At 67.5% G+C, this 25,196-nt stretch carries 23 protein-coding genes; 7 read left to right on the forward strand and 16 right to left on the reverse strand.

The features are described from left to right. Positions 1-55 precede the first annotated feature (55 nt). The 3 genes from fusA to P7644_RS14390 all read left to right on the forward strand — a co-directional run bounded on the left by fusA (position 56) and on the right by P7644_RS14390 (position 2,933). Positions 56-2,104: an elongation factor G gene (gene fusA / locus P7644_RS14380; protein WP_404299934.1), complete on the forward strand. Its 2,049-nt coding sequence runs from the start codon at positions 56-58 to the stop codon at positions 2,102-2,104. A gap of 92 nt (positions 2,105-2,196) precedes the next feature. Further along, the gene (locus P7644_RS14385; protein WP_404299935.1) at positions 2,197-2,688 is read left to right on the forward strand and encodes a dihydrofolate reductase; all 492 of its coding nucleotides are present in this window, start codon (positions 2,197-2,199) and stop codon (positions 2,686-2,688) included. A 17-nt stretch (positions 2,689-2,705) separates the two neighbouring features. Next, positions 2,706-2,933: a hypothetical protein gene (locus P7644_RS14390; RefSeq protein WP_404299936.1), complete on the forward strand. Its 228-nt coding sequence runs from the start codon at positions 2,706-2,708 to the stop codon at positions 2,931-2,933. Position 2,934: 1 nt separating this feature from the next. Here P7644_RS14390 and lipA read toward each other — a convergent pair whose 3' ends face one another. After that, positions 2,935-3,984 (reverse strand): lipoyl synthase, encoded by a 1,050-nt coding sequence (gene lipA / locus P7644_RS14395; RefSeq protein ID WP_404299937.1) that lies wholly within the window; start codon positions 3,982-3,984, stop codon positions 2,935-2,937. 318 nt (positions 3,985-4,302) lie between these two features. Between lipA and P7644_RS14400 the strand changes: the two genes are divergently transcribed. From P7644_RS14400 to xth, 3 genes are all read left to right on the forward strand, one after another. Continuing rightward, positions 4,303-5,631 carry an NAD(P)/FAD-dependent oxidoreductase gene (locus P7644_RS14400; RefSeq protein WP_404299938.1) on the forward strand — a complete coding sequence of 443 codons (1,329 nt, stop codon included), beginning with the start codon at positions 4,303-4,305 and terminating at the stop codon, positions 5,629-5,631. A gap of 13 nt (positions 5,632-5,644) precedes the next feature. Continuing rightward, complete coding sequence (locus P7644_RS14405) at positions 5,645-6,001, forward strand: DUF5368 domain-containing protein (RefSeq protein ID WP_404299939.1); 357 nt, start codon at positions 5,645-5,647, stop codon at positions 5,999-6,001. Positions 6,002-6,231: 230 nt separating this feature from the next. Beyond that, positions 6,232-7,008, forward strand: coding sequence for an exodeoxyribonuclease III (xth, locus tag P7644_RS14410; protein ID WP_404299940.1), 777 nt, complete (start codon positions 6,232-6,234; stop codon positions 7,006-7,008). Positions 7,009-7,119: 111 nt separating this feature from the next. On the opposite strand, the gene ntrC is transcribed toward xth, so the two are convergent. From ntrC to P7644_RS14455, 9 genes are all read right to left on the reverse strand, one after another. Then, on the reverse strand, positions 7,120-8,538 hold the full coding sequence (ntrC, locus tag P7644_RS14415) for a nitrogen regulation protein NR(I) (RefSeq protein ID WP_404299941.1): 1,419 nt from the start codon (positions 8,536-8,538) through the stop codon (positions 7,120-7,122). 28 nt (positions 8,539-8,566) lie between these two features. Further along, the gene (gene glnL / locus P7644_RS14420) at positions 8,567-9,589 is read right to left on the reverse strand and encodes a nitrogen regulation protein NR(II) (protein ID WP_404303215.1); all 1,023 of its coding nucleotides are present in this window, start codon (positions 9,587-9,589) and stop codon (positions 8,567-8,569) included. 87 nt (positions 9,590-9,676) lie between these two features. After that, positions 9,677-10,186 carry a hypothetical protein gene (locus P7644_RS14425; protein WP_404299942.1) on the reverse strand — a complete coding sequence of 170 codons (510 nt, stop codon included), beginning with the start codon at positions 10,184-10,186 and terminating at the stop codon, positions 9,677-9,679. Between the two features lie 166 nt (positions 10,187-10,352). Then, the gene (gene glnA / locus P7644_RS14430) at positions 10,353-11,768 is read right to left on the reverse strand and encodes a type I glutamate--ammonia ligase (RefSeq protein ID WP_404299943.1); all 1,416 of its coding nucleotides are present in this window, start codon (positions 11,766-11,768) and stop codon (positions 10,353-10,355) included. Between the two features lie 117 nt (positions 11,769-11,885). Then, positions 11,886-12,707, reverse strand: coding sequence for a competence/damage-inducible protein A (locus P7644_RS14435; protein WP_404299944.1), 822 nt, complete (start codon positions 12,705-12,707; stop codon positions 11,886-11,888). Next, positions 12,704-13,603 carry an EI24 domain-containing protein gene (locus P7644_RS14440; RefSeq protein ID WP_404299945.1) on the reverse strand — a complete coding sequence of 300 codons (900 nt, stop codon included), beginning with the start codon at positions 13,601-13,603 and terminating at the stop codon, positions 12,704-12,706. The genes P7644_RS14435 and P7644_RS14440 overlap by 4 nt, the downstream gene beginning before the upstream one ends. A gap of 27 nt (positions 13,604-13,630) precedes the next feature. Then, on the reverse strand, positions 13,631-14,629 hold the full coding sequence (locus P7644_RS14445; protein WP_404299946.1) for a sterol desaturase family protein: 999 nt from the start codon (positions 14,627-14,629) through the stop codon (positions 13,631-13,633). Positions 14,630-14,650: 21 nt separating this feature from the next. After that, positions 14,651-15,463, reverse strand: coding sequence for a polysaccharide deacetylase family protein (locus P7644_RS14450; protein ID WP_404299947.1), 813 nt, complete (start codon positions 15,461-15,463; stop codon positions 14,651-14,653). Continuing rightward, positions 15,450-16,418: a YncE family protein gene (locus P7644_RS14455; RefSeq protein WP_404303216.1), complete on the reverse strand. Its 969-nt coding sequence runs from the start codon at positions 16,416-16,418 to the stop codon at positions 15,450-15,452. Before P7644_RS14455 ends, P7644_RS14450 begins: the two co-directional genes overlap by 14 nt. Before the next feature lie 274 nt (positions 16,419-16,692). On the opposite strand from P7644_RS14455, the gene ribD reads away from it, so the two are divergent. After that, the gene (ribD, locus tag P7644_RS14460; protein WP_404299948.1) at positions 16,693-17,808 is read left to right on the forward strand and encodes a bifunctional diaminohydroxyphosphoribosylaminopyrimidine deaminase/5-amino-6-(5-phosphoribosylamino)uracil reductase RibD; all 1,116 of its coding nucleotides are present in this window, start codon (positions 16,693-16,695) and stop codon (positions 17,806-17,808) included. Here the strand turns inward: ribD and P7644_RS14465 are convergent. The 6 genes from P7644_RS14465 to clpB form a co-directional block, all read right to left on the reverse strand. Beyond that, positions 17,805-18,743, reverse strand: coding sequence for a tRNA dihydrouridine synthase (locus tag P7644_RS14465; protein ID WP_404303218.1), 939 nt, complete (start codon positions 18,741-18,743; stop codon positions 17,805-17,807). The two genes, ribD and P7644_RS14465, sit on opposite strands and share 4 nt — an antisense overlap. Positions 18,744-18,840: 97 nt before the next feature. Next, the gene (locus tag P7644_RS14470; protein ID WP_404299949.1) at positions 18,841-19,995 is read right to left on the reverse strand and encodes a methyltransferase; all 1,155 of its coding nucleotides are present in this window, start codon (positions 19,993-19,995) and stop codon (positions 18,841-18,843) included. 23 nt (positions 19,996-20,018) lie between these two features. Next, positions 20,019-20,540 carry a GNAT family N-acetyltransferase gene (locus P7644_RS14475; protein ID WP_404299950.1) on the reverse strand — a complete coding sequence of 174 codons (522 nt, stop codon included), beginning with the start codon at positions 20,538-20,540 and terminating at the stop codon, positions 20,019-20,021. Between the two features lie 141 nt (positions 20,541-20,681). Continuing rightward, positions 20,682-22,127 carry an aldehyde dehydrogenase family protein gene (locus P7644_RS14480; protein WP_404299951.1) on the reverse strand — a complete coding sequence of 482 codons (1,446 nt, stop codon included), beginning with the start codon at positions 22,125-22,127 and terminating at the stop codon, positions 20,682-20,684. Positions 22,128-22,180: 53 nt separating this feature from the next. Then, the gene (locus P7644_RS14485; RefSeq protein WP_404299952.1) at positions 22,181-22,495 is read right to left on the reverse strand and encodes a hypothetical protein; all 315 of its coding nucleotides are present in this window, start codon (positions 22,493-22,495) and stop codon (positions 22,181-22,183) included. Between the two features lie 70 nt (positions 22,496-22,565). Beyond that, positions 22,566-25,169 (reverse strand): ATP-dependent chaperone ClpB, encoded by a 2,604-nt coding sequence (clpB, locus tag P7644_RS14490; protein ID WP_404299953.1) that lies wholly within the window; start codon positions 25,167-25,169, stop codon positions 22,566-22,568. Positions 25,170-25,196 lie beyond the last annotated feature (27 nt).

Below are 25,196 nucleotides of genomic sequence, written 5' to 3' on the forward strand. Positions count from 1 at the left end.
GTAGACATCGCTCCAACTACCTGCGAAGCTGTCCACCTTCGAGGAGGAATGAACGATGACCCCACCCGGCGCGACACCCATCGAAAACATCCGCAACCTGACCCTGGTCGGCCCGGCGGCGGCCGGCAAGACCACCCTGGCCGAGGCCCTGCTGCAGCACACGGGCGCCATTGGCGCGGCGGGCAGCGTGGAGCGCGGCACCACGGTGAGCGACCATGACCCGCTGGAGATCAAGACCCAGCACTCGCTGCAGTCGGCCGTGATGCATGCCAGGCATGGCGGCTGCCTTATCCACCTGATAGACACGCCCGGCCTGCCCGACTTCATCGGCCAGAGCCTGGCCGCGCTGGAGGCGGTGGAGACGGCGGCCATCGTCATCAGCGCCGCGGCCGGCATCGAGCCCATGGCGCGGCGCATGATGGAGTACGCGGCCGAGCGGCAGCTCGATCGCCTGATCATCGTCAACAAGATCGATGCCGAGGGCGCCGACCTGCCCGCGCTGCTGGCCGACATCCAGGCGACCTTCGGCAAGGAATGCCTGCCGCTGAACCTGCCGGATGCGGGGGCAAGCCAGGTGGTGGACTGCTTCTACAACCGCGCGGGGCACAGTGATTTTGGTGCCGTGGATGACGCCCACCGCGCGCTGGTGGAGCAGGTGGTGGAGGTCGATGCGGCGTTCGTCGAGCGCTATCTGAACGACGGCGATATCGACCCCGACGAGCTGCACGCGCCTTTGGCCCAGGCACTGCGCGAGGGGCATCTGATTCCGGTGTGCTTCGTCTCGGCGCGCACGGGCGCGGGCATGGGCGAGCTGCTCGACGTGATCGCCAGGCTGCTGCCCAACCCCACCGAGGGCAACCCGCCCGACTTCCTGAACGGCGAGGGCGACACCGCTCAGGCCATGCGCGCCAGCCCCGATGCCGCGGCCCATGTGCTGGCCCATGTGTTCAAGCTCAGCGTAGACCCCTACGTGGGCAAGCTGGGCTTTGTACGCGTGCACCAGGGCACGATCACGCCGGGCACCCAGCTCTACGTGGGCGACGGGCGCAAGCCTTTCAAGGTGGGCCACCTGTACCTGCAGCAGGGCAAGAACCATGTGGAGCTGGCGGGTGCCGGGCCGGGCGCGATCTGCGTCATCGGCAAGGTGGACGAGCTGCATTTCGACGCCGTGCTGCACGACGCCGCAGAGGACAACCACATCCACCTGAGGCCCCTGCCCTTGCCCGTGCCGGTGCACGGCATTGCCATCGCACCCAAGCGGCGCGGCGACGAGCAGCGCATGTGGGAGATCATGAACAAGCTGGTGGCCGAGGACCCCTGCCTGCTGATCGAACATGTGCCGGCCACCAACGAGACCATTGCCCGCGGCCTGGGCGAGCTGCACCTGCGCGTGCTGCTGGAGCGGCTGCGCGAGGTGTACAAGTTCGAGGTGGACACGCGCGCCCCGCGCATCGCCTACCGCGAGACCATCACCCGCGGCGCTGCCGCACAGTACCGCCACAAGAAGCAGAGCGGCGGCGCCGGCCAGTTTGGCGAGGTGCACCTGCGCATAGAGCCGCTGCCGCGCGGCGCGGGCTTCGAGTTTGTCGACCAGGTCAAGGGCGGCACCATTCCCGGCCAGTTCATGCCGGCCGTGGAAAAAGGCGTGCGCGAGGCGCTGACCGAGGGCGTGATTGCCGGCTACCCGGTGCAGGACGTGCGCGTGATCGTCTACGACGGCAAGCACCATGCGGTGGACAGCAAGGAGGTGGCCTTCGTCACCGCGGGCAAGAAAGCCTTCCAGGCGGCCATCCGCGAGGCCGGGCCGGTGGTACTGGAGCCCATCGCGCGCATGCAGGTCAGCGCGCCCGAGGGCGCGATGGGCGCCATCACCGGCGATCTGTCGGCGCGGCGCGGCGTGGTCAGCGGCACCGACAGCGACCGGCTGGGCCAGCTCACGGTGACTGGCGAGGCCCCGCTGGCCGAGCTGACCGACTACCAAAGCCGCCTGAACGCCATGACCGCCGGCCAGGGCAGCTACGCCCTGGCCCTGTCGCACTATGAGGTGGTGCCGCCCGGGGTGCAGCAGCAGCTGGTGGGCCAGCACAAGGTGCAGGACGAATGAGCCCCGGTGCCTGACGGGGCATGGACGAGGATTCGTCGCGCCAAACCCTCTGCGCCAGGCGGCTGGAGCACCGGCGTTATGCTCCTGGGTCTATGGAAATCGCCCTCATCTACGCCCGCGCCGCCAACGGCGTCATAGGCCGCAACGGCACCATGCCCTGGCACCTGCCCGAGGATCTGGCGCACTTCAAGCAGCTCACCCAGGGCCACCCGGTCATCATGGGGCGCAAAACCTGGGACTCGCTGCCGGCACGCTTTCGCCCGCTGCCCGGGCGCGCCAACATCGTCGTGACGCGCCAGGAAGATTGGCATGAAAACGGTGTGCAGCGCGCATCCAGCCTGCGCGATGCGCTATCAATGGTTGAGCAAGACAACTCCGTCGCTTGGATCATGGGCGGCGCCCAGATCTACGCCCAGGCCCTGCCCCTGGCGACGCGCGTGGAGGTGACCGAGATCGGCCAGGACTTCGAGGGCGACGCCCACGCCCCAACCCTCGGGCCCGAATGGCAGGAGGTGGCGCGCAGCAGCCATGTCAGCGCCGGCGGCCTGCCCTATGACTTCGTCAGCCTGCGCCGGCGCGCCTGAAGCACCGCGGATCCACCATGCGCACATTTGCAACCCCCGACGGCCGACGCTGGCACGCGGCGCTGCTGGAGGCCTCCTACGGCCAAGTGCTGCTGATCTTCAGCCCCGAGCAGGGCGAGGGCCTGCGCCAGCACCCCATGCCTGCGGAGCACCTGGCGCAAGCCACCGGAGAGCTGGCCGCCATGGGCGATGCGGTCCTGGCCAACCTGCTGGCCCAGGCCACGCCCTGGCAGCCGGGCGCGTAACTCAACAGCGCAGCGACGCGCCGGCCGAATCGCGAATACCTTCGAGCACTTCGGGGTTGACGGGATCCAGCCCCAGGTTGTTGCCCTCCAGCACGCGCTCGGCGCGGTAGCTTGAGCGCACAAAGGGACCGGCCACGGCCTCGACGAAGCCCAGGCCCAGGGCGATCTCGCGGTATTTCTTGAACTCGTCGGGCGTCACGTAACGCTGCACCGGCAGGTGGTTCTTGGTGGGGCGCATGTACTGGCCCATGGTCACCACATCCACGTTAGCGGCGCGAATGTCGTTCAAGGCGCGCTCGATCTCGTCATCGGTCTCGCCCAGGCCCAGCATCAGGCTGGTCTTGGTGATGGTCTGGGGGGCGTGGCCCTTGGCAAACTTCAGGATCGCCAGCGTCTGCGCGTAGCCGGCACGCGCGTCGCGCACCGGGTGGGTCAGGCGCTCCACGGTTTCCAGATTTTGCGCATAGGTGGCCAGGCCCGCATCCAGCACCTGCGCCACACATTCGAGCCGCCCCTGGAAGTCGGGCGTGAGCGCCTCCACCGCGGTATCGGGCATGCGCTCGTGGATGGCACGCACGCAGGCCGCGTAATGCGCGGCGCCGCCGTCAGCCAGGTCGTCGCGGTCCACCGAGGTCAGCACCACGTACTTGAGGCCCATCAACGCCACGGCCTCGGCCACCTTGGCGGGCTCCTCGTGGTCCAGCCACCCCTGCGGGTTGCCGGTGGAGACCGAGCAGAACTTGCATGCGCGCGTGCACACCGAGCCCATGAGCATCAGCGTGGCCGTGCCGCGGCCCCAGCATTCGGAGATGTTGGGGCATTTGGATTCGGCGCAGACCGTGGACAGCTGGCGGCTGCGCACGATCTCCATGACCTCCTGGTACTTGGCGCCCGAGGGCAGGCGCATGCGCAGCCATTCGGGCTTGGCCTGCATGTCGGGCACCAGGGTGATGGGGCTGACCTTCACGCCGTCCTTGATGGCACGCGTGCCCTGCGGGCTGACAAACTTGGCGCCCGGCGTGGGGCGCGGGCTGCTCTGGGATTCACTCATGGTCTGACGGTCCTTGCACCGTGGATCGGCCAATCACGGCGGCGATCGTGATGAAAACGGCACCCGGGCCAGGCCGCGCTGGCCGGGGCAAGGGGCACATTATCGGGGCTCGTGCAATTCTCGCCCTGGCCAAAGGCCCATGAGCGACGTGACGCGCGGCTGACTGCCGCATGCCGGCGGACGTGCTTGATGCGCTTGGCCACGCCCGTCCCGACACGGGCGCCGTGCGGTGGAACAACCTGTTTCAATTTTTCTTTGAATGCACTACCATGGCAAATATTAGATTTTTCTAAATTTAGAACTATCGGAGATAAGCCCATGCCACTACCATCCCCGCAACGCCGCAAGCTGCTGGCGCTGGGTGCCGCCAGCACCGCTACCGCAGCCACGCTGCGCCCCCCGGCCGCACAGGCCGGGCAGCCGCACAAGACCCAGGCGCGCATCGTGATCGCGGGCGCGGGCGCCGCGGGCCTGGCTGCGGCGTCGCGCCTGTCGAGCATGCTGCAGGGGGCGCACATCACCCTGATCGACGCGCGCCGGGAGCATTTCTACCAACCCGGCTTCACGCTGGTGGGTGGTGGCATCAAGCCTGCGACCTATGTCACCTCCCACACCACCGACTATCTGCCCCGGGGCGTGGAACTGCTGACCGAGCGCGTGGCGGAGTTCGACCCCGATGGCAATCGCGTGGTGACCGAGGGCGGCCAGTCCATCGCCTACGACTTCCTGATCGTGGCCGTCGGCCTGACGCTGGAGTACGGCCTGATCGAGGGCATGAGCCCGGCGCTGATCGGCAAGAACGGCATTGGCAGCATCTACCACAGCCCGGCCGCGGCCGAGGCCACATGGCAGGCCATGTCCAGCTTTGCCGACCAGGGCGGGCGCGGCGTGTTCCTGCGCCCGGCCACCGAGATGAAATGTGCCGGCGCGCCGCTCAAGTACACCTTCATCACCGAGGACCACCTGACCCAGCGCGGCAACCGCGGCAAGGCCGAGCTGGTCTACAACGCGCATAACAACGCGCTGTTCAGCGTACCCATCGTCTCCGAGAAGGTGCGCATGCTCTACCAGGAGCGCGGCATTCAGGTGAATTACGGGCGCGTACTCAAGTCCATAGACCCGGGCCGGCGCATCGCCACCTTCAAGACGGCCGAGGGCAGCGAGGAGCAACCCTACGACTTCATCCATGTGATCCCGCCCATGCGCGCGCCAGAGGCCGTGCGCAACAGCCCCCTGCCGTGGGCCGCCGACAAGAACAAGGCCTGGGCCGCAGAGGGCTGGCTGGAGGTGGACAAGGGTACGCTGCGCCATACACGCTATGCCAACGTGTTTGGCCTGGGAGATATCGCCGGCGTACCCAAGGGCAAGACGGCTGCCAGCGTGAAATGGCAGGTGCCCGTGGCGCTGGACCATCTGGTGGCGCAGATTGCGGGCAAGACATCTGATGCGCTGTACACGGGCTACACCTCGTGCCCGCTGATCACGCGGCTGGGCCGGGCCATGCTGGTGGAGTTTGACTACCAGAACAATCTGGTGCCTTCGTTTCCCGGTGCAATTGCGCCACTGGAAGAACTGTGGGTGAGCTGGGTGATGAAGACCATGGCCCTCAAGCCCACCTATATCAGCATGTTGCGCGGGCGCGCCTGAAAGGAGTTTGGCCATGAAAGAACTCGACCCCTTGGTGCTCCTGGCCGTGTTCCAGGAAATGCTCGGCCCGCTGCTGTGGGTGCTGCTGGGCCTGGCGGCCCTGACCACGGCGGCCTTCGTTGTGCTGCTGCTGCGCCAGCGCACCATCGTGCCCCGCCTGCTGGTGCGTGCCCAGCTGTTGGGCCTGATGGGCGGCGGCCTGGCCCTGGTGCTGATGGCTAAGGTGTCGTCCTCGGGCTTCACCGACGCCGCCGGGCCGGCCGACTGGATCTTGATCGCCCTGGTCTTTGCCCTGGGGGCCATTGGTGCGACCATCGTCACCTACACCGCCCTCGGCTGGTGTGGCCGCTGCCGCAGGCAAGCCGGCTAAATGCCTGCCTCCCTCCCCTCATCACCAGGCGCGCTTTCCCATCATCACCGCGTCCGATGTGATCGGCCCGTTGATGAACGCCAAGGGTCCGCTGCAGGTCACCCAAGAGACTGAGCACCAGGCATCCACCATAATCGGGCCCCTTCGCCGGGGGGCCTGCATGCATCAGGCATGCCGCCAGATGGTTCTGGAGCCCCTCTCCTGCCCCACAGCCATCGCACTCAAGAACCATGCAAATCGCCACCTGGAACATCAACTCCCTGTCCGTGCGCCTGCCCCAGGTACTGGCCTGGCTGGCCGCCAACCCTGTGGATGCCATTGGCCTGCAGGAGCTGAAGCTGGTGGACGAGAAGTTCCCGCATGACGCCTTCCAGGCCGCGGGCTACCACGCGGTGTGCTTTGGCCAGAAGACCTACAACGGCGTGGCCATCATCAGCCGCACGCCGGCGCACGACGTGGTGCGCAATATTCCGGGGCATGAGGACGAGCAGGCGCGCGTGATCGCCGCCACGCTGGATACCGCAGAGGGCCCGCTGCGCCTGATCAACTGCTACTTCGTGAACGGCCAGGAGCCGGGCAGCGACAAGTTTGCCTACAAGCTCAAGTGGCTGGCCGCGCTGCACGACTGGCTGCGCCAGGAGCTGGCGGCGCACCCGCGCCTGGCGCTGGTGGGCGACTTCAACGTCGCACCCGAGGACCGCGACTCCTACGACCCCGTGGGACTGAAGGGCACCATTCACCACACAGCAGAGGAGCGCCAGCATTTCCAGGACCTGCTGGCACTGGGCCTGACCGACGCCTTCCGCCTGTTCGAGCAGCCCGAGAAGAGTTATTCGTGGTGGGACTATAGGCAGCTGGGCTTCCAGAAGAACCGCGGCCTGCGCATAGACCACATCCTGGTCAGCCAGGCGCTGTGCGCCGGCGTGACGGCCTGCCTGATCGACCGTGCTCCGCGCAAGAACCCGCAGCCCAGCGACCATGCGCCGGTGGTGGTGACGCTGGGGTGAGTGCAGCCTGGCCGGCTTCACTATGCTTTACATAGATTAATAGGGGGTCAGATTCCAATTTTCTTCGGGAAATTGGAATCTGACCCCTATTAATCGGAAGCCGACCCCCCATTAATCCTGCGCATCCAGGCCCAGCTCCTGGATCTTGCGCGTGATGGTGTTGCGGCCTATGCCCAGGCGCTGTGCGGCCTCCATGCGCCGGCCGTGCGTGGCCGCGAGCGCGGTGCGGATCAGGCGTGACTCGAAGCGGCGCGTGAGCGCATCCCACAGGTCGGACCGGCCATCGCGCAGCAGCCTTTGCGCCTCGCTCTCCAGCGCCGCCTCCCAGCCCTCATCGGCGGCCACGGCTGGCGCATGGGCGGGCATGCCGGCCTGCAGCACCTCGGGCGGCAGATCCTGCGCCGAGATCACCTGCGCCGGCGCCATGACGGTGAGCCAGTGACAGATGTTTTCCAGCTGGCGCACGTTGCCGGGGAAGGCAAAGCGCTGCAGCCGCTCCAGCGCCGCGTCGGAGATGCGCTTGGGCTCCACGCCCAGCTGGCGCGCGCTGCGCAGCAGGAAGTGGCGCGCGAGCATGGGCACGTCCTCGCCGCGCTCGCGCAGCGCCGGCAGGCGCAGGCGGATGACGTTGAGGCGATGGAACAGGTCCTCGCGGAACACGCCGTCCCGCACGCGCAGCTCCAGATCCTGGTGCGTGGCGGCAATCACGCGCACATGGGCCTTGACGGCGGTATGGCCGCCCACACGGTAGAACTGGCCATCCGAGAGCACGCGCAGCAAGCGCGTCTGCAGGTCGAAGGGCATGTCGCCAATCTCGTCAAGGAACAGCGTGCCGCCCTCGGCCTGCTCGAAGCGTCCGCGCCGCTGCGCCTGCGCGCCGGTGAAGGCGCCGCGCTCATGGCCGAAGAGTTCGCTCTCCAGCAGGTCCTTGGGGATGGCGGCGGTATTGATGGCCACGAATGGGCCTCCCGCCACGGGCGAGTGCCTGTGCAGGGCGCGCGCCACCAGCTCCTTGCCGGTGCCTGATTCGCCCGTGATCAGCACCGTGACCACGCTCTGGGACAGGCGACCAATGGCACGGAACACCTCCTGCATGGCGCCTGCCTGGCCCAGCATCTCGGGCGCCTCGGCCTGCTGCTGTTCGGCCACCTGCTCGCGCTGGCTTTCCTCCACAGCGCGGCGGATCAGCTCCACGGCCTTGGGCACGTCGAAAGGCTTGGGCAGGTACTCGAACGCGCCGCCCTGGAAGGCGGACACGGCGCTGTCCAGGTCGGAATAGGCCGTCATGACGATGACCGGCAGGCCGGGCTGCTGCGCGCGCACCTGCTCCAGCAGCTGCAGGCCCGATCCACCGGGCATGCGGATGTCGCTGATCAGCACCTGCGGGCCCAGCTGGCCTTCGTCCGCCAGCGCGTCCAGCACCTCGCGCGCCTGTGTGAAGCTGCGCGTGGGCAGGCCCTCGCGCGCCAGCGCCTTTTCCAGCACAAAGCGGATCGAGGCATCGTCGTCCACTATCCAGATCGGCTTCATGGGCCTGCGCTCCCGTATGTCTTGGTCATCATGGCAATGGAATGAGGATGCGAAAGTCCGTGCGGCCCGGTTCGCTGTGGCAATCAATCAGGCCCTGGTGCTGCTGCACAAAGGTCTGCGCCAGCGGCAGCCCCAGGCCCGATCCTCCCTCCCGACCCGTCACCAGGGGGTAGAAGATCCGTTCCCGGATGGCTTCGGGCACGCCCGGTCCGTTGTCGATGACATGCAATTCCAATGCCAGGCGGTAGCGCTGGCGCCCGAACGTGACCTGCCGGGCCACGCGCGTGCGCAGGATGATCTGGGCATCGCCCGCGGCAATGCGCTCGGCGAGCGCCTGCGCGGCGTTCTGCACGATGTTGAGCAGCACCTGTATCAGCTGTGCGCGGTCGCCGCGGAACTCCGGGATGGAGATGTCGTAGTCGCGCAGCACGGCAAGGCCTCGGGGGTATTCGGCCAGTACCAGGCGGCACACATGCTCGCAGACCTCGTGGATGTTCACTTCGCCCACCAGATGCGGCTGGCGGTGCGGCGCCAGCAGCCGGTCCACCAGGCCCTGCAGGCGATCGGCCTCGTGGATGATGACCTGGGTGTATTCGGCAAGCTCGGGGGCGGCCAGTTCCATTTGCAGCAGCTGCGCGGCGCCGCGAATGCCACCCAGGGGGTTCTTGATCTCGTGCGCCAGGTTGCGGATCAGCTCCTTGTGGGCCTGTGCCTGCTCCAGAAGGCGCTCTTCGCGGTCCTGGCGCGCCTGGGCCTGCAGGGGCCACAGCTCCACGATGAGCTCGCCCCCCTGCTCGGCCGGGGCTATGCTGGCGTGCACGGGCAGCGGCTCCTGCGGCGGGCGGTGCAGCACGGCCTCGAAGCGCAGCGCCGCAAAGTCCTGCCCGCGTGCGCCGGCCAGGGCGGTCTGCAACAGGGCAGGCTCGGTCAACAGGGCGGAAAGATCCGTCCCCTGGAGCATGCGGCGCGATAGGCCCAGGGTGCTTTCCAGCGCGGCATTCACGTACACCACGGCGCCATGGGTATCCACGACGGCCACGAGCGTGGACAGCAGATCGAGCGCCTGGTAGCGCTGCGGGTCGGGGAGCGTCTGAATGATGTGGTCCTCCCGCGCGGCTTGGCTTTAACTAACTTAGGTTTAGTTGGTCAGGCGCCCGATCTCGCGCTTGATGCCGGCCACGTCGGCCTCGGCGCGGGTCACGGCGGCCTTGAGCTCGGCCGTGCGCTCGATATAGCCCTGCGGATTGCGCAGTTCCAGGGCCGAACGCTGCGGAGCGCCGTCGTTGTACTCCTTGCGCAGATCGGCCAGGCGGGTTTCGGCCTTGCGCAGCTCCGCCTCCAGGATGGCGCGCGCATCGGCATCGCGCGCGCGCTGGTCTGCCGCGCCTACGCGCGGGGCATTGGCGGGCGAGCTGCCCGCCTTGCTGCCCGAGGGCGCAGCACCGGCGCTCCCGCCGGAGGCGGCCGCCGCAGGGCGCGTACCCTCGACCACCGTCACATTGCCGCCTTCCACGAGCTTGCAACCACGCTCCTTGGCCTGGGCGGCGTTGTTGGTGTATTCGTTGCCGCAGCGGTAGATGCGGTCTTGCGCCCAGGCGGGCTGCAGCAGCGCGGCAATGGCGGTCAGGGCGAACAGGCTGTATTTCATACAAAAGACCCTCAGTCTCTCAGACATGCGCGGTGGCGGCGAGTATCACCGAATCACCACATGGCGCAATTGTCGCCGTCTCATGCGGGCCATGCACAAAAGGCAAAGGCGGCCGAAGCCGCCTTGGTGCCAGTTGCCGGGGTGCCGAGGCGCCGGCCTTTCGCGGTTACAGCGAGTAATACATGTCGTACTCGACCGGGTGCGGCGCCATGCGGAAGCGTTGCACCTCGCCCATCTTGAGCTCGATATACGCGTCCAGCATGTTGTCGGAGAACACGCCGCCCTTGGTCAGGAAGCCGCGGTCGTTGTCCAGCGCCTCCAGCGCCTGGTCCAGGCTGTGGCACACGGTGGGCACCAGCTTGTCCTCTTCGGGCGGCAGGTGGTACAGGTCCTTGGTGGCAGCCTCGCCGGGGTGGATCTTGTTTTCCACGCCGTCCAGGCCCGCCATCATCAGTGCCGAGAAGCACAGGTAGGGGTTGGCCAGCGGATCGGGGAAGCGCGCCTCGATACGGCGGCCCTTGGGGTTGGCCACGTAGGGAATGCGGATGGAGGCCGAACGGTTGCGCGAGCTGTAGGCCAGCTTCACCGGCGCTTCATAGCCGGGCACCAGGCGCTTGTAGCTGTTGGTGCCGGGGTTGGTAATGGCGTTCAGGGCGCGCGCGTGGTGAATGATGCCGCCGATGTAGTAGAGCGCGAAGTCGGACAGGCCGGCGTAGCCGTCGCCCGCGAACAGGTTCTTGCCGTCCTTCCAGATGGACTGGTGCACGTGCATGCCCGAGCCGTTGTCGCCCGCATAAGGCTTGGGCATGAAGGTGGCGGTCTTGCCGTAGGCGTTGGCCACATTCCAGATCACGTACTTCATGACCTGTGTCCAGTCGGCGCGCTCGACCAGGGTGGAAAAGCGCGTGCCGATCTCGTTCTGGCCGGCGCCGGCCACCTCATGGTGGAACACCTCGACCGGAATGCCCAGTTGCTCCAGGATCAGCGCCATCTCGGCGCGCATGTCCTGCGTGCTGTCCACCGGCGGCACGGGGAAGTAGCCGCCCTTGGTGGTGGGACGGTGGCCGCGGTTGCCGCTGTCGAACTTGGTGCCGCTGTTCCAGGGAGCTTCGTATTCCTCGATCTCGAAGAACACCTTGCCGGGCTCGTTGCTCCAGCGCACGCCGTCGAAGATGAAGAACTCGGGCTCAGGGCCGAAATAGGCCGTGTCGCCCAGGCCGGAGGCCTTCAGGTAAGCCTCGGCGCGCTTGGCGATGGAGCGCGGGTCGCGGTCATAGGCCTTGCCGTCGCCGGGCTCGACCACGTCGCACTGCAGGAACAGCGTGGTTTCCTCGAAGAACGGGTCGATGTTGGCCGTGTTCGGGTCGGGCATGAGTTGCATGTCCGAGGCCTCGATGCCCTTCCAGCCGGCAACCGAGGAGCCATCGAAGGCATGGCCGGAACTGAACTTGTCTTCGTCGAAATGCGAAACCGGCACGGTGACGTGCTGCTCCTTGCCGCGGGTGTCGGTGAAGCGCAGGTCCACGAACTTGACTTCGTTTTCCTCCACCATCTTCATCACGTCTGCAACGGTTTTGGCCATCAGGGTTCTCCAGAAATAGAAAGCTCATCAACAACGATGAGCAAATATAAGCAGCTTGCGTGCCAGCCTGGCTCCCGGTGATTGAGCCAAGCCTGTGATTCTAAGTGGCGCACCGGATCACAAATGGCGCACCATTTCGGGGCCCAGGACGGCACCAAATTGGTGCAATGCCTGGTGCAGCTCTTGCCACGCCGCCGGCACCAGCGCGGCCGCGCCTTTCACACCCAGCTCCACATGCCGGCCATGCACCGGGTGGTCCACGCTGGGCAGGCTGAACACCTTGATGCCCGGGTGCGCAGCCTCGATGCGCTCCATCAGCGGAGTCAGCGCGGCCTCCATGGCCCCATACAGCACGATGGAATGCTCGGTCTGAGGCTGGCGGTTGAACCACTGGGCGCAGTAATGTTCCAGCGCCCACTCCACCATGGGCCAGGCCATGACCGGGAAACCAGGCACGAAATGCACCATGCCCCCGCCCGGGCCAGCACAAGAAAAGCCTGGGATCTTGTTGTAGGGGTTGGGAATGATGCGCGCACCTTGCGGGAACACTCCCATGTTCAGACGGTGCAGGTTGTCGGCGCGCCCGGGCTCATAGGGCTGGCCCTGCTCGCGCGCCACGTCCTGCATGCGCTCGCGGATCAGGGCCGCGGCCTCCGGGTGCAGTTCCAGGGGCAGCCCGAGCGCGGCCGCCGCGCATTGGCGCGTGTGGTCATCGGGTGTGGCGCCTATGCCGCCGCAACTGAAGACCACATCGGTCGAGGCAAACGCCCGCTGCAGGGCCGCGGTGATGCGCGGACGGTCGTCACCCACATAGTCCGCATAGCCCAGCGCCAGCCCGCGCGAGGCCAGCAGTTCGATGACCTTGGGCAAATGCTTGTCCGCGCGCTTGCCGGAGAGGATTTCGTCGCCAACGATGATGAGGCCGAAGGTAGGTGTCATGGAAGGGATGCGTCGGAAGAAGGCGGGCCGGCAAGCGCCGGTGCTGCGGCAATGGTGGCGATGGCAGGCGCGCCCGGCACGGGTTCAGCTCCACCATCGCCGCGCCGCTCGCGCAGCCGCTGCAGCGCCGCCAGGCAAAAATGCGTGAACCAGAGCGAAGAGAAGGCGAACACCAGGGTGTAGATCCAGATGGCCACAGGCACCAGCACGAAGAAGGCGGCCGCAAACACCACGCCCGAGGCCCAAACGATGGCAGGGGCGGCGCCCAGGAAGCCGGTCAGAACGCCAATGAGCAGCAGGCTCAGCCTGTGGATCTTGAAGACCTCCTGCCGTTCGGGCTTGCTCGCGTGCTCGGCCAGCGCATCAAAGGCCATGACGCGGTAGGTCAGCCAGCCCCAGATCAGCGGGGGCAGCACCAGCACCAGGGGGGGAATCAGCCACAGCGGCATGGACAGAATCAGGACCAGGAGAGCGGCGAGCGTAGAGCCCAGCGACCACAGCAAGCTAGCGAGAAAGCCGCCGCCGCGTTTGCGCTGCAGCTGTGCAAAGCGCCGCTGCGCCACCAGATCCACGATGGCCGGCGCCATCAGCACGGCCACCGCCAGCACACAGACGATGACAACCACCGGCATGGCGAACATCAGCACCAGCAGCGGCGCCAGCACCACCGGCAGGTTGTCCACGCCAAAGCCATGCAGCCAGCCCCAGAGCATTTGGAGCCAGCTCGAGCCTTCGAGCATCGCCTGCATCCAGGCCACGGCCGCGGCCCAATACAGGTAGGCGCCGCCCGCGGCGACCAGGGAGATCAAAACCAGTGGCAGCAGCGACAGCGCAATCACGCGCGGCATCAGGCAATAGCCCGCGGCGCGCCAGAAGGAATCAAGAAGAGGCCCCATGCATACAAGCATAGCGCGGTTGCACCATCAGCCGCGCCCCGCCAGGCGCAGCAGGCCGCGCCACTGCTGGGCCCAAAAGCCCCGGCCATAGTCGCGCATGCGGCCATCGGGGCCGGGCTCGACCTGATCGCGCACGCCCGTGGGCTCGTAGCGCTGCTGGAAGTTGGCCGTGCCAAACAGCATGTCCCACCAGGGCAGCAGCACACCGAAGTTGTGCCCCCCCAGCGCCGGGGCACCAGGACGATGCCCCCTCGCCGATTCATGCCCTATGCCGATGGCGTGGTGCAGGCGGTGAAAACGCGGGCTGACCCATAGGCGCTCACCCCAGCGGCCAAACCACAGGCGCAGGTTGGCGTGGTGCAGGTTCTCGCTGAGCTGTGTGAGCGCCACGATGGCCACGAACTGCCCCGGCGCCACGCCTATGCATTGCGCCACGACGACGATGATGGCGTCGCGCAGCAGGTCATCCAGCAGGTGGTTGCGGCTGTCGCTCCACTGGGTCATCTGCCGCTGTGAATGATGCAGGGAGTGCAGGCGCCACCACCAGTCGAAGCGGTGCTGGCCACGGTGGATCCAGTAGTCCACGAAGTCGAAGGCCAGCAGGTACAGCAGCAGGCTCACGAGCGGCTGATCCGTCACGCCGGGCCATAGAGCGTCGAGCTGCCAGGTTTGCCAGCCATGGATACGCAGCATGCCGAACAGGCCATCCCACAGCGGGGTGACGGAGAAAAACAACGCCAGGCGGAACAGACCCAGGCGGTGAATCAAGGTGTAGAGCATGTCAACACGCACCGCCGCCCGATCGCGCACGGGCTCTACGGGGCGCCAGCGCTCCAGGGGGGCAATCACGAGCAGCATCACGAGCAACTGCAACAGGCCGACCAGCAGCCAGCCCGTGGCCGCGTAGGCGTCCTCCAGCACGCTGGCCAGGCCGAGGGCGAACAGCAGCGGCTGCACCACGGCCTCAAACAGCCATTGCTGGGCGGCATCAAAGAATTGGGTCAGCCAGGGCAAGGGATTGAACATGGCATTGCGCTCTATCTCTATCTACTTTGCTCTCTGTCCGTAGCGGGGATGCTCACGCAAGGTGCGAAAACACAGTCCGCGCTCCTTCAGCCCTTTGATCAGCGGCTCCAGCACCGCAGGCGCCCATGGATCCTTGCGCGACCAGATGCCCAGATGGGCCAGCAAAATGTCGCCATCGCGTATGTTGTGCAACGCTTGCCCCAGCAGCCACTGGTTGCTGTAGCGCTCGCTGGCCAGCTCATCCCCCAAAAAGCCCGCCGGGGTCCAGCCCACATGCCCATAGCCACAAGACCGGGCCGCCCGCAGCAAGCTTGGCGAGGTCTTGCCGCCAGGCGCACGGAACAGCGGCAGCGGCTCCTTGCCGGTGATGGCACGCAGGCGCTGCGCTGCCGCCTCGATCTCGGCACAGTACTGCGCGGCGGTCATCGTCAGATCCTGCCCCGCCTGAAGGCCCGCAGTCGGCCTGACCTTGAACGATGGCTGCTCGGGCGAGCCACTGTCGGCGCGCCAATACACATGGTGCAGCGTGTGTGATGCGAACTCATGTCCTTCCACAGCGCGCGCGCGCCACCACGGCGCCCACTGCGCGTCGAGGCTGGAGCCGCCGCTCAGCGTGCGCTCATCGGCGGCAAAAAAGGTGGCCCGCACGCCCTGGCGCTGCAACACCTCGGCCACCAGTGGAGCAATGCCCATGTGGCCCGTGTCAAAGGTCAGATAGATCGATTCCTTACAGTCATTTTCGGCCTTTACGCTTGATGGATAAGCGCCAACAGCTATCAATATAGAAGCAAAAAAAGCACGCCGCATCACCTCGGCAGATTTAGCGCTTGGCATGCTTGAGTGTCCAGACGCCATGGGGCGACTTGCCTACCGGAATGGAACGCACCACCTTGCGCTCCAGCGTGTCGATCACCAGCAGCTTGCGCGCCCAGCGCGCGCTGACGTAGATCCAGCGGCCATCGGCTGACACATCCATGCAGTCGGGCCCGCCCGGCGCGGGGTAGGAATCCGTCACGCGCAACGCCTGCATGTCTATCTTGCTGATGGTATTGGCCACGCGGTTGCTCACGAACAAATGGCGCCCATCGCCCGCCGCACGAAAGGCATGGGCGCCCCGCCCGGTCTGGATGCGCTGCACGCTGCGCGGCTGCGGGCCCGAGATGTCGAACACCTCCACGCTGTCGCTGCCGGTGAGGCCCACGAACAACAGCTTGCCATCCGGGCTGCCATACACGTCCGCCGGCATGGCCCCCGTCTTGGCGCGCCACAGGATCTTCTGCGTCGCCATATCAATGGCCACCAGCTCATCGCTGTCCTGCATGGTCGAAAACACGGTGCGGCTGCCGGCATCTATCCACAAATGGCTGGGCGTCTTGCCCGTGGGCACACGCTGCACCAGGGTCAAGTCCTTGCCGTCCCAGCGATAAAAATCCACATGGTTGAGCCGGTTGGCCGCCGTCACCAGCCATTGCATGTCGGGGGAGAAGCGCAGGTGATACGGATCGACGATGCCACGCACCGTGCGCTGCACCTGCGCCGTGCCCGGATCCACAAACGTCAGGCTATCACCCAGGGCGTTGGCGACAATGAGCGATTTTTCATCGGGCGTCAGGTACAGGTGGTGCGGCTCCTTGCCGGTTTCAATGCGTGCCGACTCGGTCCAACTCACCGGATCGATCACGCTGATATCGGCCTGCAAGGAGTTGAGAACGAATACCGGCGGCTCCGCGGCCCGAGCCCCGACACCCAGGCTCGCGGCCAGCAGGGCGCCAGCAATGCGCCACATCATCAGCTTTTTCACCCCAACTCCCTTCGGTGTGACACGCCCTCGAGATGAAACGTGCATTTTTGCGCCTCGTACAAAGGCCTTGGGGTCAACGCTCACAAAGCACCTGGCGTTGACACGAGCCCCCGATTGAGCACCTTTTCGCCCCAAGCTGACGGAATCATACGAATCAAGCCCGTGCCTGCGCTGCGCAGGCTTTTTTTCGGTTCCGTGCTGTGCCTTCAATGCCCGATGAAAGCACCTTGCACCGACCCGGCGCGCTACCATCGCCAGCGCCATGACAACCGCCACCTCCCCCTTCATCGCCCAGGCGCTTGGGCTTGCCGCCCAGGCGCTTTTTCTTTCCAACCCCAATCCGCGCGTGGGCTGCGTCATCGCCAGCAGCGCGGGCGATGTGCTGGGCCAGGGCTTCACCCAGCAGGCCGGCGGCCCGCATGCCGAGGTGGTGGCGCTGCGCGACGCGGCGGCCCGCGGCCATGACGTGCGCGGCGCCACGGCCTATGTGACGCTGGAGCCCTGCGCGCACCAGGGGCGCACGGGGCCGTGCTGCGACGCGCTGATCCAGGCCGGCATAGGGCGCGTGGTGGCCTCCATCGCCGACCCCAATCCGCTGGTAGGCGGCCAGGGCTTTGCGCGGCTGCGCGCGGCGGGGGTCGAGGTGCAGGTGGGGCCGGGCGCGGCCGAGTCGCGCGAGCTCAACATCGGCTTCTTCAGCCGCATGGTGCGCGGCATACCCTGGGTGCGCATGAAGGCCGCTGCCTCGCTCGACGGGGTGACGGCGCTGGCCAATGGCGCCAGCCAGTGGATCACCGCGCCCGCCGCACGCGCCGATGGCCATGCCTGGCGCGCGCGCGCCTGCGCCGTGCTGAGCGGCATTGGCACGGTGCTGGAGGACGACCCGCTGCTCAACGTGCGCGAGCTGGCCACGCCGCGCCAGCCGCACCTGGTGGTGGTGGACAGCCGGCTGCAGACGCCGCCCACTGCGCGGCTGTTCGACGTGCCCGGGCGCCAGGTGTTCATCTACGCCGCCCATGACCACAGCGGCAGGGCGCAGGCGCTGCAGGCGCGCGGCGCCACGGTCACCCTGCTGCCCAACGCCCGTGGCAAGGTGGACCTGCCCGCCCTGCTGCGCGACCTGGGGCAACGTGGCGTGAACGAGCTGCACCTGGAGGCCGGGCACAAGCTCAACGGCTCCTTCCTGCGCGAGGGCCTGGTTGATGAGCTGCTGCTGTACCTGGCGCCCCTGCTGCTGGGCAGCGGCGCGCACGGGCTGGCCAGTTGGGGGCCGCTGCAGGCGCTGTCGGAAGGCGTGCGCATGGAGTTCCACGCCATGCAGCAGATCGGCCCGGATCTGCGCCTCGTCGCCCGCGTGACGGGGCGGGCGGATTTTTAGCCGGCGCAGCCCGCGGCCTGCCGCACCCACGCGCTGATGGCGCGCTGCTCGGTCATCACGCGCACCTGGTCGAAGGCCTGTTGCGCCTCGGGGTAGCGCCGGCGCAGCAGGTTCAGCCATTGCTTGAGCCGGCCGGCGCGCTGGGGCGGATCCAGGTCTGCGCAGACCAGCTCCCAAAAGCGCGCGATCTGCGGCAGCAATGACTGCCAGGGCAAGGGCTCATGGGCCAGGCCAGCGTCGTGCGCGCGTATGGCCAGCGCCAGCCCGGGGTCGGCCACCATGCCGCGGCCCAGCATCAGGGCGTCGCAGCCCGACACGCCGCGGCAGCGCAGCGCGTCGGCAACGCTCCAGATCTCGCCGTTGGCCACCACGGGGATGGTCACCGCCGCACGGATCGCGGGAATCTGCTCCCAGTACGCGGGCGGCCGGTAACCGTCCTGCTTGGTGCGCGCATGCACCACCAGCTCGCAGGCGCCGCCCTGCTCCATGGCCTGGGCGCATTCGCGCGCCAGGCTGGCGTCGTCATAGCCCAGGCGCATCTTGGCCGACACCGGCAGGTGCGCGGGCACGGCGCGGCGCACGGCCGCCACCACGGCGGCGATGCGCTCGGGCTCGCGCAGCAGGGCCGCGCCGCCGCCGTGGCGGTTGACGGTCTTGGCGGGGCAGCCAAAGTTCAGGTCAATGCCCTCGGGGCCCAGCGCGGCCAGGCAGGCGGCGTTCTCGGCCATGCTGACCGGGTCCGAGCCCAGCAGCTGCGCCCGCACCGGCACACCGGCCAGGGTGCGACCGCCGTGCTTCAGCTCGGGGATGTAGCGCAGAAACACCTTGTCGGTCAGCAGGTTGCCCGAGACGCGTATGAACTCGGACACGCAGCGGTCCACGCCGCCCACGCGGGTCAGCACGTCGCGCAGCACGAAGTCCAGCAGCCCCTCCATGGGGGCCAGCAGCAGGGGCTTGGCGGCGGTGATATTTGCAGTCAAATCGGCCTCCAGCGCTTTACCATCAAGCGCTAGTAGCTATTATTTATATAGCTTACAGCGAAGCGGCGCCCAGGCGCCACAGCGAGGTGACCTCGGCCGCCCGCGCGGCATGCAGGGGATCGCTCGCGTCCTGCGCCTTGCCGTGGCGCGCTCGCGTGTCCTGGCGCCCGAGCACGCGCAGGCCGGCAGCGGCGATCCAGCCGAGCAGCTCCTCGCGCGAGCGCAGGCCCAGGTGTTCCGCCAGGTCCGACAGCACCAGCCAGCCCTCGCCGCCAGGCTCCAGGTGCTCGCGCAGCCCGGCCAGGAAGCCCTTGAGCATGCGGCTGCCCTCGTCGTACACGGCCTGCTCTATGGCCGAGCTGGGCCGCGCCGGCACCCAGGGCGGGTTGCAGACCACGAGCGGCGCGCGCCCGGGCGGGAACAGGTCGGCCGCCAGCAGCTCGACCCGACCAAGCAGGCCCAGGCGCCGCAGGTTGTCCCCGGCGCAGACCAGGGCGCGCGGCGCCAGCTCGGTGGCGACCACGCGGCGCACGCCGCGGCGCGCCAGCACGGCCGCCAGCACGCCGGTGCCGGTGCCGATATCGAAGGCCAGGCCCGTGCCGGGCAGCGGCGCCTGCGCCACGAGGTCTATGTATTCGCCGCGCAGCGGCGAGAACACGCCGTAGTGCGGATGGATGCGGTTGCCCGGCGCGCTGCCCAGCGCGGGGATTTCCACGCCCTTCTTGCGCCATTCATGCGCGCCGACGATGCCCAGCAGCTCGCGCAGCGCGACCACGCTGGCCTGGCCGTCGGCCGGGCCCCAGGCCTCGGTGCAGGCGGCACGCCAGTCGGGCGCGCGGCGCAGGGGTATGGAGTAATCGCCCTCGACCGGGATGAGCAGCGCGCCGAGGGTGCGCGCGCGCTGCGCCTGGGCCTGGCGGTGCAGGTGAAAGCGCTCGGCCAGGCCGGCGCCGGCGATCTTCTGCGCTGCCCGGGCCGCCGCCTTCGCGGGTTTGCGGTCGGCGCGGCGCATCAGGGCCTGCAGCAGCTGGCGCGCGTTCTGGAAGTCGCCGCGCCAGAGCAGGACCGTGCCCTCGCAGGCCAGGCGGTAGGCGGTGTCGGCCGGCAGGGTGTCGTCGGCCGGCTGCACGCGACGCGGCGCCGGGGCGCCGCTCTCGGAGCGCCAGAGCGCGCTGCGCGGCTCGCCGTGCTCGCTCCATTCGATCATTGCCGCGGCCGCTGCATAGCGCTTCAGTTGACGGAGCGCTTGAGGCGCACTTCCTCGATCTTCACGCCGCCGACCACGGCCGTCTTGGCGGTGGTCATCTCGCGCTTGAAGCCGGCCATCTCGTGAAAACGCAGGGCGCGCTCGTTGCGCAGCGGCACCCAGGCCGTGACGGTGGTGCAGCCTTCCTCTTGCAGGCCGTCGCGCGCGGCGTCCCACAGGGCAACGCCCACGCCCTTGTCCCAATGCGTGGGAGCGGCGTAGATGGCCCAGATTTCGCCGGTGGTGTTACGGGTTTTTTCATCGCGCGAGCGGTCGAAGCCGACGAAGCCGACGATCTTGTCGCCGTCCACCGCCACCTGGACCTGGGGCTCGCAATACTCGATGGCCTCGCGCCAGTAGGCCTGGCGCTTCTCGACCGAAGACATGGATTTCAACTGATCATCGGGCACCAGACCTCGGTAGGCTTCCATCGCGGCGGTGGTGTGGACCTGGGCAATGGCTTTGGCATCGCGAAGTGTGGCGGGACGAACCTGGATACTGGACATGGGAAAACGAAAACCGATAATTTTGGAAAACCCAGCATTCTCGCTCAATTGCGTTTTTAGCTCCTACGGCTGCAAGTTTCCTTGCTTCTAGCCCCGTCATTTCACGCAAACCCACTCATCTGTGGCATGCACGCGGACGGACTACATCAGGCGGCGCAACAGCCTCACCGCCTGCTCGAAGCGTGCGCCGTAGGGCGGGTACAGCAGGCGCCCCATGGACCAGCGCGATTGCGCCAGCACGGCCTTTTGGTGGCAAAAGCGCAGAAAACCGATCTCGCCATGGTAGGCACCCCAGCCGCTGTCGCCCACGCCGCCAAAGGGCAGGTTGTGGTGCGCGATGTGCATCAGCGTGTCGTTCACCGACACGCCGCCGCTCACGGTGCGGCGCAGCACGTCGTCACGCACGGCCTCGCTGCGGCCGAACCAGTACAGCGCCAGCGGGCGCGGCCCGGCGTTGATGTGGGCGATGGCGTCGTCAAGCCGCTCGTAGCCGAGCACGGGCAGCACCGGGCCGAAGATCTCCTCCTGCATCAGCTGCATGGCCTGCGTGGCGCCGAACACCAGCATCGGCGCCATCTGACGGCCCACGCCGTCGCCGATGCCCTGGGGCGGCGGCGCGGGCGAGCCGGGCACGGGTTGCAGCACCTGCAGCTCGGCGCCCAGGGTCTGGGCCTGCTGCAGCAGGGTGCGCAGGCGCGCCAGGTGGCGCGGGCTGATGATGGAGGCGTAGTCCGGGTTGCCCTCGAAGTACGGAAACAGCCGCGCCACGGCGGCGCGATAGGCCTCGGCAAAGACGGCCTCGTTGCCGCGCGGCAACATCACATAGTCCGGTGCGATGCAGGTCTGGCCGGCATTGAACAGCTTGCCGTGGGCGATCTTGAGCGCTGCGTCCTGTATGTCGCAGTCGGCGTCGATGATGGCCGGCGACTTGCCGCCCAGCTCCAGCGTGGTGGGCGTGAGGTTGGCCGCCGCCGCCTGCGCCACCCTGCGCCCCACGGCCGTGGAGCCGGTGAACACCAGGTGGTCGAACGGCAGCGAGGCCAGCAGCGCGGCACTGGCGGCGTCGCCCTGCACCACGCAGAACTCGTCGGGCGCGAAGAACTGCGACACCAGCGCCGCCAGCTGCGCCGCGGTGTGGGGCGTGAGCTCGCTGGGCTTGAGCATGACGCGGTTGCCCGCCGCCAGCGCGCCGATAACAGGCGCCAGGGCCAGTTGCACGGGGTAGTTCCAGGGCGCGATCACGCCCACCACGCCCAGCGGCTGGCGCTCGATCCAGCCGCGCGCGGGCTGCAGGAACAGGGGCGTGCGCACCCTCTTGGGCCTGCTCCAGCGCGCCAGGTGGCGCAGGGTGTGGGCGAGCTGCGTGCGCAGCACGAACAGGTCGGCCACCTCGGTCAGGCGTGGCGAGCGCATGCCGAAGTCGGCCTGCACCGCGGCCGCGAGCAGCGGGCCATGCTCGTCGAGCAGCTTGGACAGGCGCAGCAGGCGCTCGCGCCGCAGCGTCAAGGGCACGTCGGGCTGCGCCCGGCTGGCTTGCCGCTGCAGCTCAAAAAGATGGCGAATGTCGTCCGGCGGGGTGGCGCGCATGATGAAAGACCGCGCAATTCTTGCGAACTACGCGGCGGGGCTGGTCGAAAGTTTCAGCGAATTTCGCGTGGCACCACGTCGGTGATGTCGTGCGCCGGCGTGCCCTCGCCGCGCCGCGGCTGATCCGGCCTCTGGGCCGTCCAGCGGGCCGTGCTGCGGTAGACCGTGCTCCAGCCGGCGCGCGGATCCATGCGCATGGCCCAGGGCGTGACGGGCTTGCCCGTCAGCCGCGCCCACAGCGCGCGCGCGCCCCAGACCAGAGCCAGCACCGCCACGGCGGCCACCAGACTCAGGAAGAAGAGCACCCCACAGGCAAACACCACGAGACGCAAGCTCCAGCGGATCATGCCGGTAACGACTTCATTCAAACCATGCACCTTTCTGACAGTTGGGCGCGCGGGCCTGCCCGCGCTTCACATTCCAGGCCAATGGTAGGGCTCAACCCTCGGCATGGCCCGCGCCAAAGTGGAATACCCCTGGCTCCTGCACCGGATCCACATCCACGGTAATCACGCTCTTGGGCGCATAGTGCCCCTGCAGCAGCAGCTTGGACAGCGGGTTTTCGATGCGCTGCTGGATGGCCCGCTTCAGCGGGCGCGCGCCAAACACCGGATCGAAGCCCACCTTGGCCAGCTCTGCCATGGCCGTCTTCGACACCTGCAGCGCCAGTTCCATCTTCGCCAGGCGCGCTTCGAGCAGCTTGAGCTGGATGTGCGCAATGGCTTCGATGTGCTTGGCGTCCAGGCCATGGAACACCACCGTCTCGTCGATACGATTCAGGAATTCGGGTCGGAAATGGTTTTTTAGTTCCCCCCACACCGCCTCCTTGATGTCCTCGGCGCCCTGCCCCACCATGGCCTGGATCAACGGCGAGCCGATGTTGCTGGTCATGACGATAACCGTGTTCTTGAAGTCCACGGTGCGGCCCTGGCCATCGGTCAGGCGGCCGTCGTCGAGCACCTGCAGCAGCACGTTGAACACGTCCGGGTGGGCCTTTTCCACCTCGTCGAGCAGCAGTACGGAATAGGGTTTCCTGCGCACGGCCTCCGTCAGATAGCCGCCCTCTTCATAGCCCACATAGCCTGGAGGCGCGCCAATCAAGCGCGCGACGCTATGCTTTTCCATGAATTCGCTCATGTCGATGCGCACCATGTGGTCGTCGCTGTCGAACAGAAAGCCCGCCAGCGCCTTGCACAGCTCGGTCTTGCCCACGCCCGTGGGGCCCAGAAACAGGAAGCTGCCCAGCGGCCGGTTCGGGTCCGAAAGCCCTGAGCGCGAGCGGCGGATGGCATTCGCCACGGCGCTAATCGCCTCGTCCTGGCCCACCACGCGCTCGTGCAGCTTGTCCTCCATGTGCAAGAGCTTGTCCTTCTCGCCCTGCATCATCTTGGCCACGGGAATGCCGGTGGCGCGGCTGACCACCTCGGCGATCTCCTCGGCGCCCACATGGGTGCGCAGCAGTTTGTGCCGGGGCGCGCCGCCGCCGGCCTCGCTGTCCTGCGCCTCCTTCAAGCGCTTTTCAAGTTCGGGCAGGCGGCCGTATTGCAGCTCGGCCACCTTGTTGAAGTCGCCCTTGCGCTTCAGGTCGTCGATCTGCGTGCGGATGACGTCGATGTCCTTGCGGATCTGTTCGCTGCCCTGGGCGCTGGCCTTCTCGGACTTCCAGACTTCCTCCAGGTCGGCGTACTCGCGCTCCACGTTGGCGAGTTCTTCCTCAATCAGCTGCAGGCGCTTTTGCGAGGCCTCGTCCTGCTCCTTCTTCATCGCCTCGCGCTCGATCTTGAGCTGGATCATGCGGCGTTCGAGTCTGTCCAGCGCCTCGGGCTTGGAGTCGATCTCGATCTTGATCTTGGCCGCGGCCTCGTCGATCAGGTCGATGGCCTTGTCCGGCAGGAAGCGGTCGGTGATGTAGCGGTGGGACAGTTCTGCTGCAGCAACGATGGCGGGATCCGTAATGTCCACGCCGTGATGTGCCTCATAGCGCACCTGCAGGCCGCGCAGGATGGCGATGGTGTCCTCCACCGTCGGCTCCTGCACCAGCACCTTCTGGAAGCGCCGCTCCAGCGCCGCGTCCTTCTCGATGTACTTGCGGTACTCGTCAAGCGTGGTCGCGCCTATGCAGTGCAGCTCGCCGCGCGCCAGGGCGGGTTTGAGCATGTTGCCGGCGTCGATCGCGCCCTCGGCCTTGCCGGCGCCGACCATGGTGTGGATCTCGTCGATGAACAGGATGATGCGCCCCTCCTCGTGCGCCACCTCTTTCAGCACCGACTTCAGGCGCTCCTCGAACTCGCCGCGGTACTTGGCACCGGCCAGCAGGCCCGCCATGTCCAGCACCAGCACACGCTTGTTCTTCAGCGACTCGGGCACCTCGCCCTCGACGATGCGCTGCGCCAGGCCCTCGACAATGGCCGTCTTGCCCACGCCGGGCTCGCCGATCAGCACCGGGTTGTTCTTGCTGCGCCGCTGCAGCACCTGGATGGCGCGGCGGATCTCGTCATCGCGCCCGATCACCGGATCGAGCTTGCCCAGGCGGGCGCGCTCGGTCAGGTCCAGGCAGTATTTCTTCAGGGCTTCGCGCTGGCCCTCGGCCTCGGCGTTGTCCACCTTCTGGCCGCCGCGCACGGCGTCGATGGCGGCCTCCAGGCTCTTGCGCGTGAGGCCGTTGTCCTTGGCCAGCTGGGCGGCATCGCCCTTGCTGTCCACCAGGGCCAGCAGGAACAGCTCGCTGGCGATGAATTGGTCGCCACGCTGGATCGCCTCCTTCTCGGTGGCCTGCAGCACGCGGCCGAGCTCCGGGCTGGCCTGCACCTGCTCATGCCCCTGCACCTGGGGCAGGCGCTTGATCGCGGCCTCGGCGGCCTTGAGCAGGCCGGCCACGTTGGCGCCGGCACGCTCCACGAGCGCACGCGGGCCGTCCTCCTGGCGCAGCATGGCGGCCAGCAGGTGCACCGGCTCGATATAAGCGTTGTCATGGCCCAGCGCGAGCGACTGGGCATCGGACAGGGCTTCCTGGAACTTGGTAGTGAGTTTGTCGAGACGCATGTAAAACCTCCAACTTGCTGCTAGCTA

Origin of the sequence: Alicycliphilus denitrificans (genome assembly GCF_044792555.1) — a bacterium.
Lineage (GTDB): Bacteria > Pseudomonadota > Gammaproteobacteria > Burkholderiales > Burkholderiaceae_C > Alicycliphilus > Alicycliphilus denitrificans_A.

Bases quoted from the DNA above. Each gene is read 5' to 3' on its own strand.
- P7644_RS14390 (WP_404299936.1), top strand. From the start codon at position 2,706: ATGCGCACATTTGCAACCCCCGACGGCCGACGCTGGCACGCGGCGCTG.
- xth (WP_404299940.1), top strand. From the start codon at position 6,232: ATGCAAATCGCCACCTGGAACATCAACTCCCTGTCCGTGCGCCTGCCC.
- clpB (WP_404299953.1), bottom strand. From the start codon at position 25,169: ATGCGTCTCGACAAACTCACTACCAAGTTCCAGGAAGCCCTGTCCGAT.
- ribD (WP_404299948.1), top strand. From the start codon at position 16,693: ATGACAACCGCCACCTCCCCCTTCATCGCCCAGGCGCTTGGGCTTGCC.
- P7644_RS14450 (WP_404299947.1), bottom strand. From the start codon at position 15,463: ATGCCAAGCGCTAAATCTGCCGAGGTGATGCGGCGTGCTTTTTTTGCT.
- ntrC (WP_404299941.1), bottom strand. From the start codon at position 8,538: ATGAAGCCGATCTGGATAGTGGACGACGATGCCTCGATCCGCTTTGTG.
- P7644_RS14475 (WP_404299950.1), bottom strand. From the start codon at position 20,540: ATGTCCAGTATCCAGGTTCGTCCCGCCACACTTCGCGATGCCAAAGCC.
- P7644_RS14465 (WP_404303218.1), bottom strand. From the start codon at position 18,743: ATGGAGGGGCTGCTGGACTTCGTGCTGCGCGACGTGCTGACCCGCGTG.
- P7644_RS14470 (WP_404299949.1), bottom strand. From the start codon at position 19,995: ATGATCGAATGGAGCGAGCACGGCGAGCCGCGCAGCGCGCTCTGGCGC.
- glnA (WP_404299943.1), bottom strand. From the start codon at position 11,768: ATGGCCAAAACCGTTGCAGACGTGATGAAGATGGTGGAGGAAAACGAA.
- P7644_RS14435 (WP_404299944.1), bottom strand. From the start codon at position 12,707: ATGACACCTACCTTCGGCCTCATCATCGTTGGCGACGAAATCCTCTCC.
- P7644_RS14425 (WP_404299942.1), bottom strand. From the start codon at position 10,186: ATGAAATACAGCCTGTTCGCCCTGACCGCCATTGCCGCGCTGCTGCAG.
- P7644_RS14385 (WP_404299935.1), top strand. From the start codon at position 2,197: ATGGAAATCGCCCTCATCTACGCCCGCGCCGCCAACGGCGTCATAGGC.
- P7644_RS14445 (WP_404299946.1), bottom strand. From the start codon at position 14,629: ATGTTCAATCCCTTGCCCTGGCTGACCCAATTCTTTGATGCCGCCCAG.
- P7644_RS14440 (WP_404299945.1), bottom strand. From the start codon at position 13,603: ATGGGGCCTCTTCTTGATTCCTTCTGGCGCGCCGCGGGCTATTGCCTG.
- lipA (WP_404299937.1), bottom strand. From the start codon at position 3,984: ATGAGTGAATCCCAGAGCAGCCCGCGCCCCACGCCGGGCGCCAAGTTT.
- P7644_RS14455 (WP_404303216.1), bottom strand. From the start codon at position 16,418: ATGATGTGGCGCATTGCTGGCGCCCTGCTGGCCGCGAGCCTGGGTGTC.
- P7644_RS14405 (WP_404299939.1), top strand. From the start codon at position 5,645: ATGAAAGAACTCGACCCCTTGGTGCTCCTGGCCGTGTTCCAGGAAATG.
- P7644_RS14400 (WP_404299938.1), top strand. From the start codon at position 4,303: ATGCCACTACCATCCCCGCAACGCCGCAAGCTGCTGGCGCTGGGTGCC.
- P7644_RS14480 (WP_404299951.1), bottom strand. From the start codon at position 22,127: ATGCGCGCCACCCCGCCGGACGACATTCGCCATCTTTTTGAGCTGCAG.
- fusA (WP_404299934.1), top strand. From the start codon at position 56: ATGACCCCACCCGGCGCGACACCCATCGAAAACATCCGCAACCTGACC.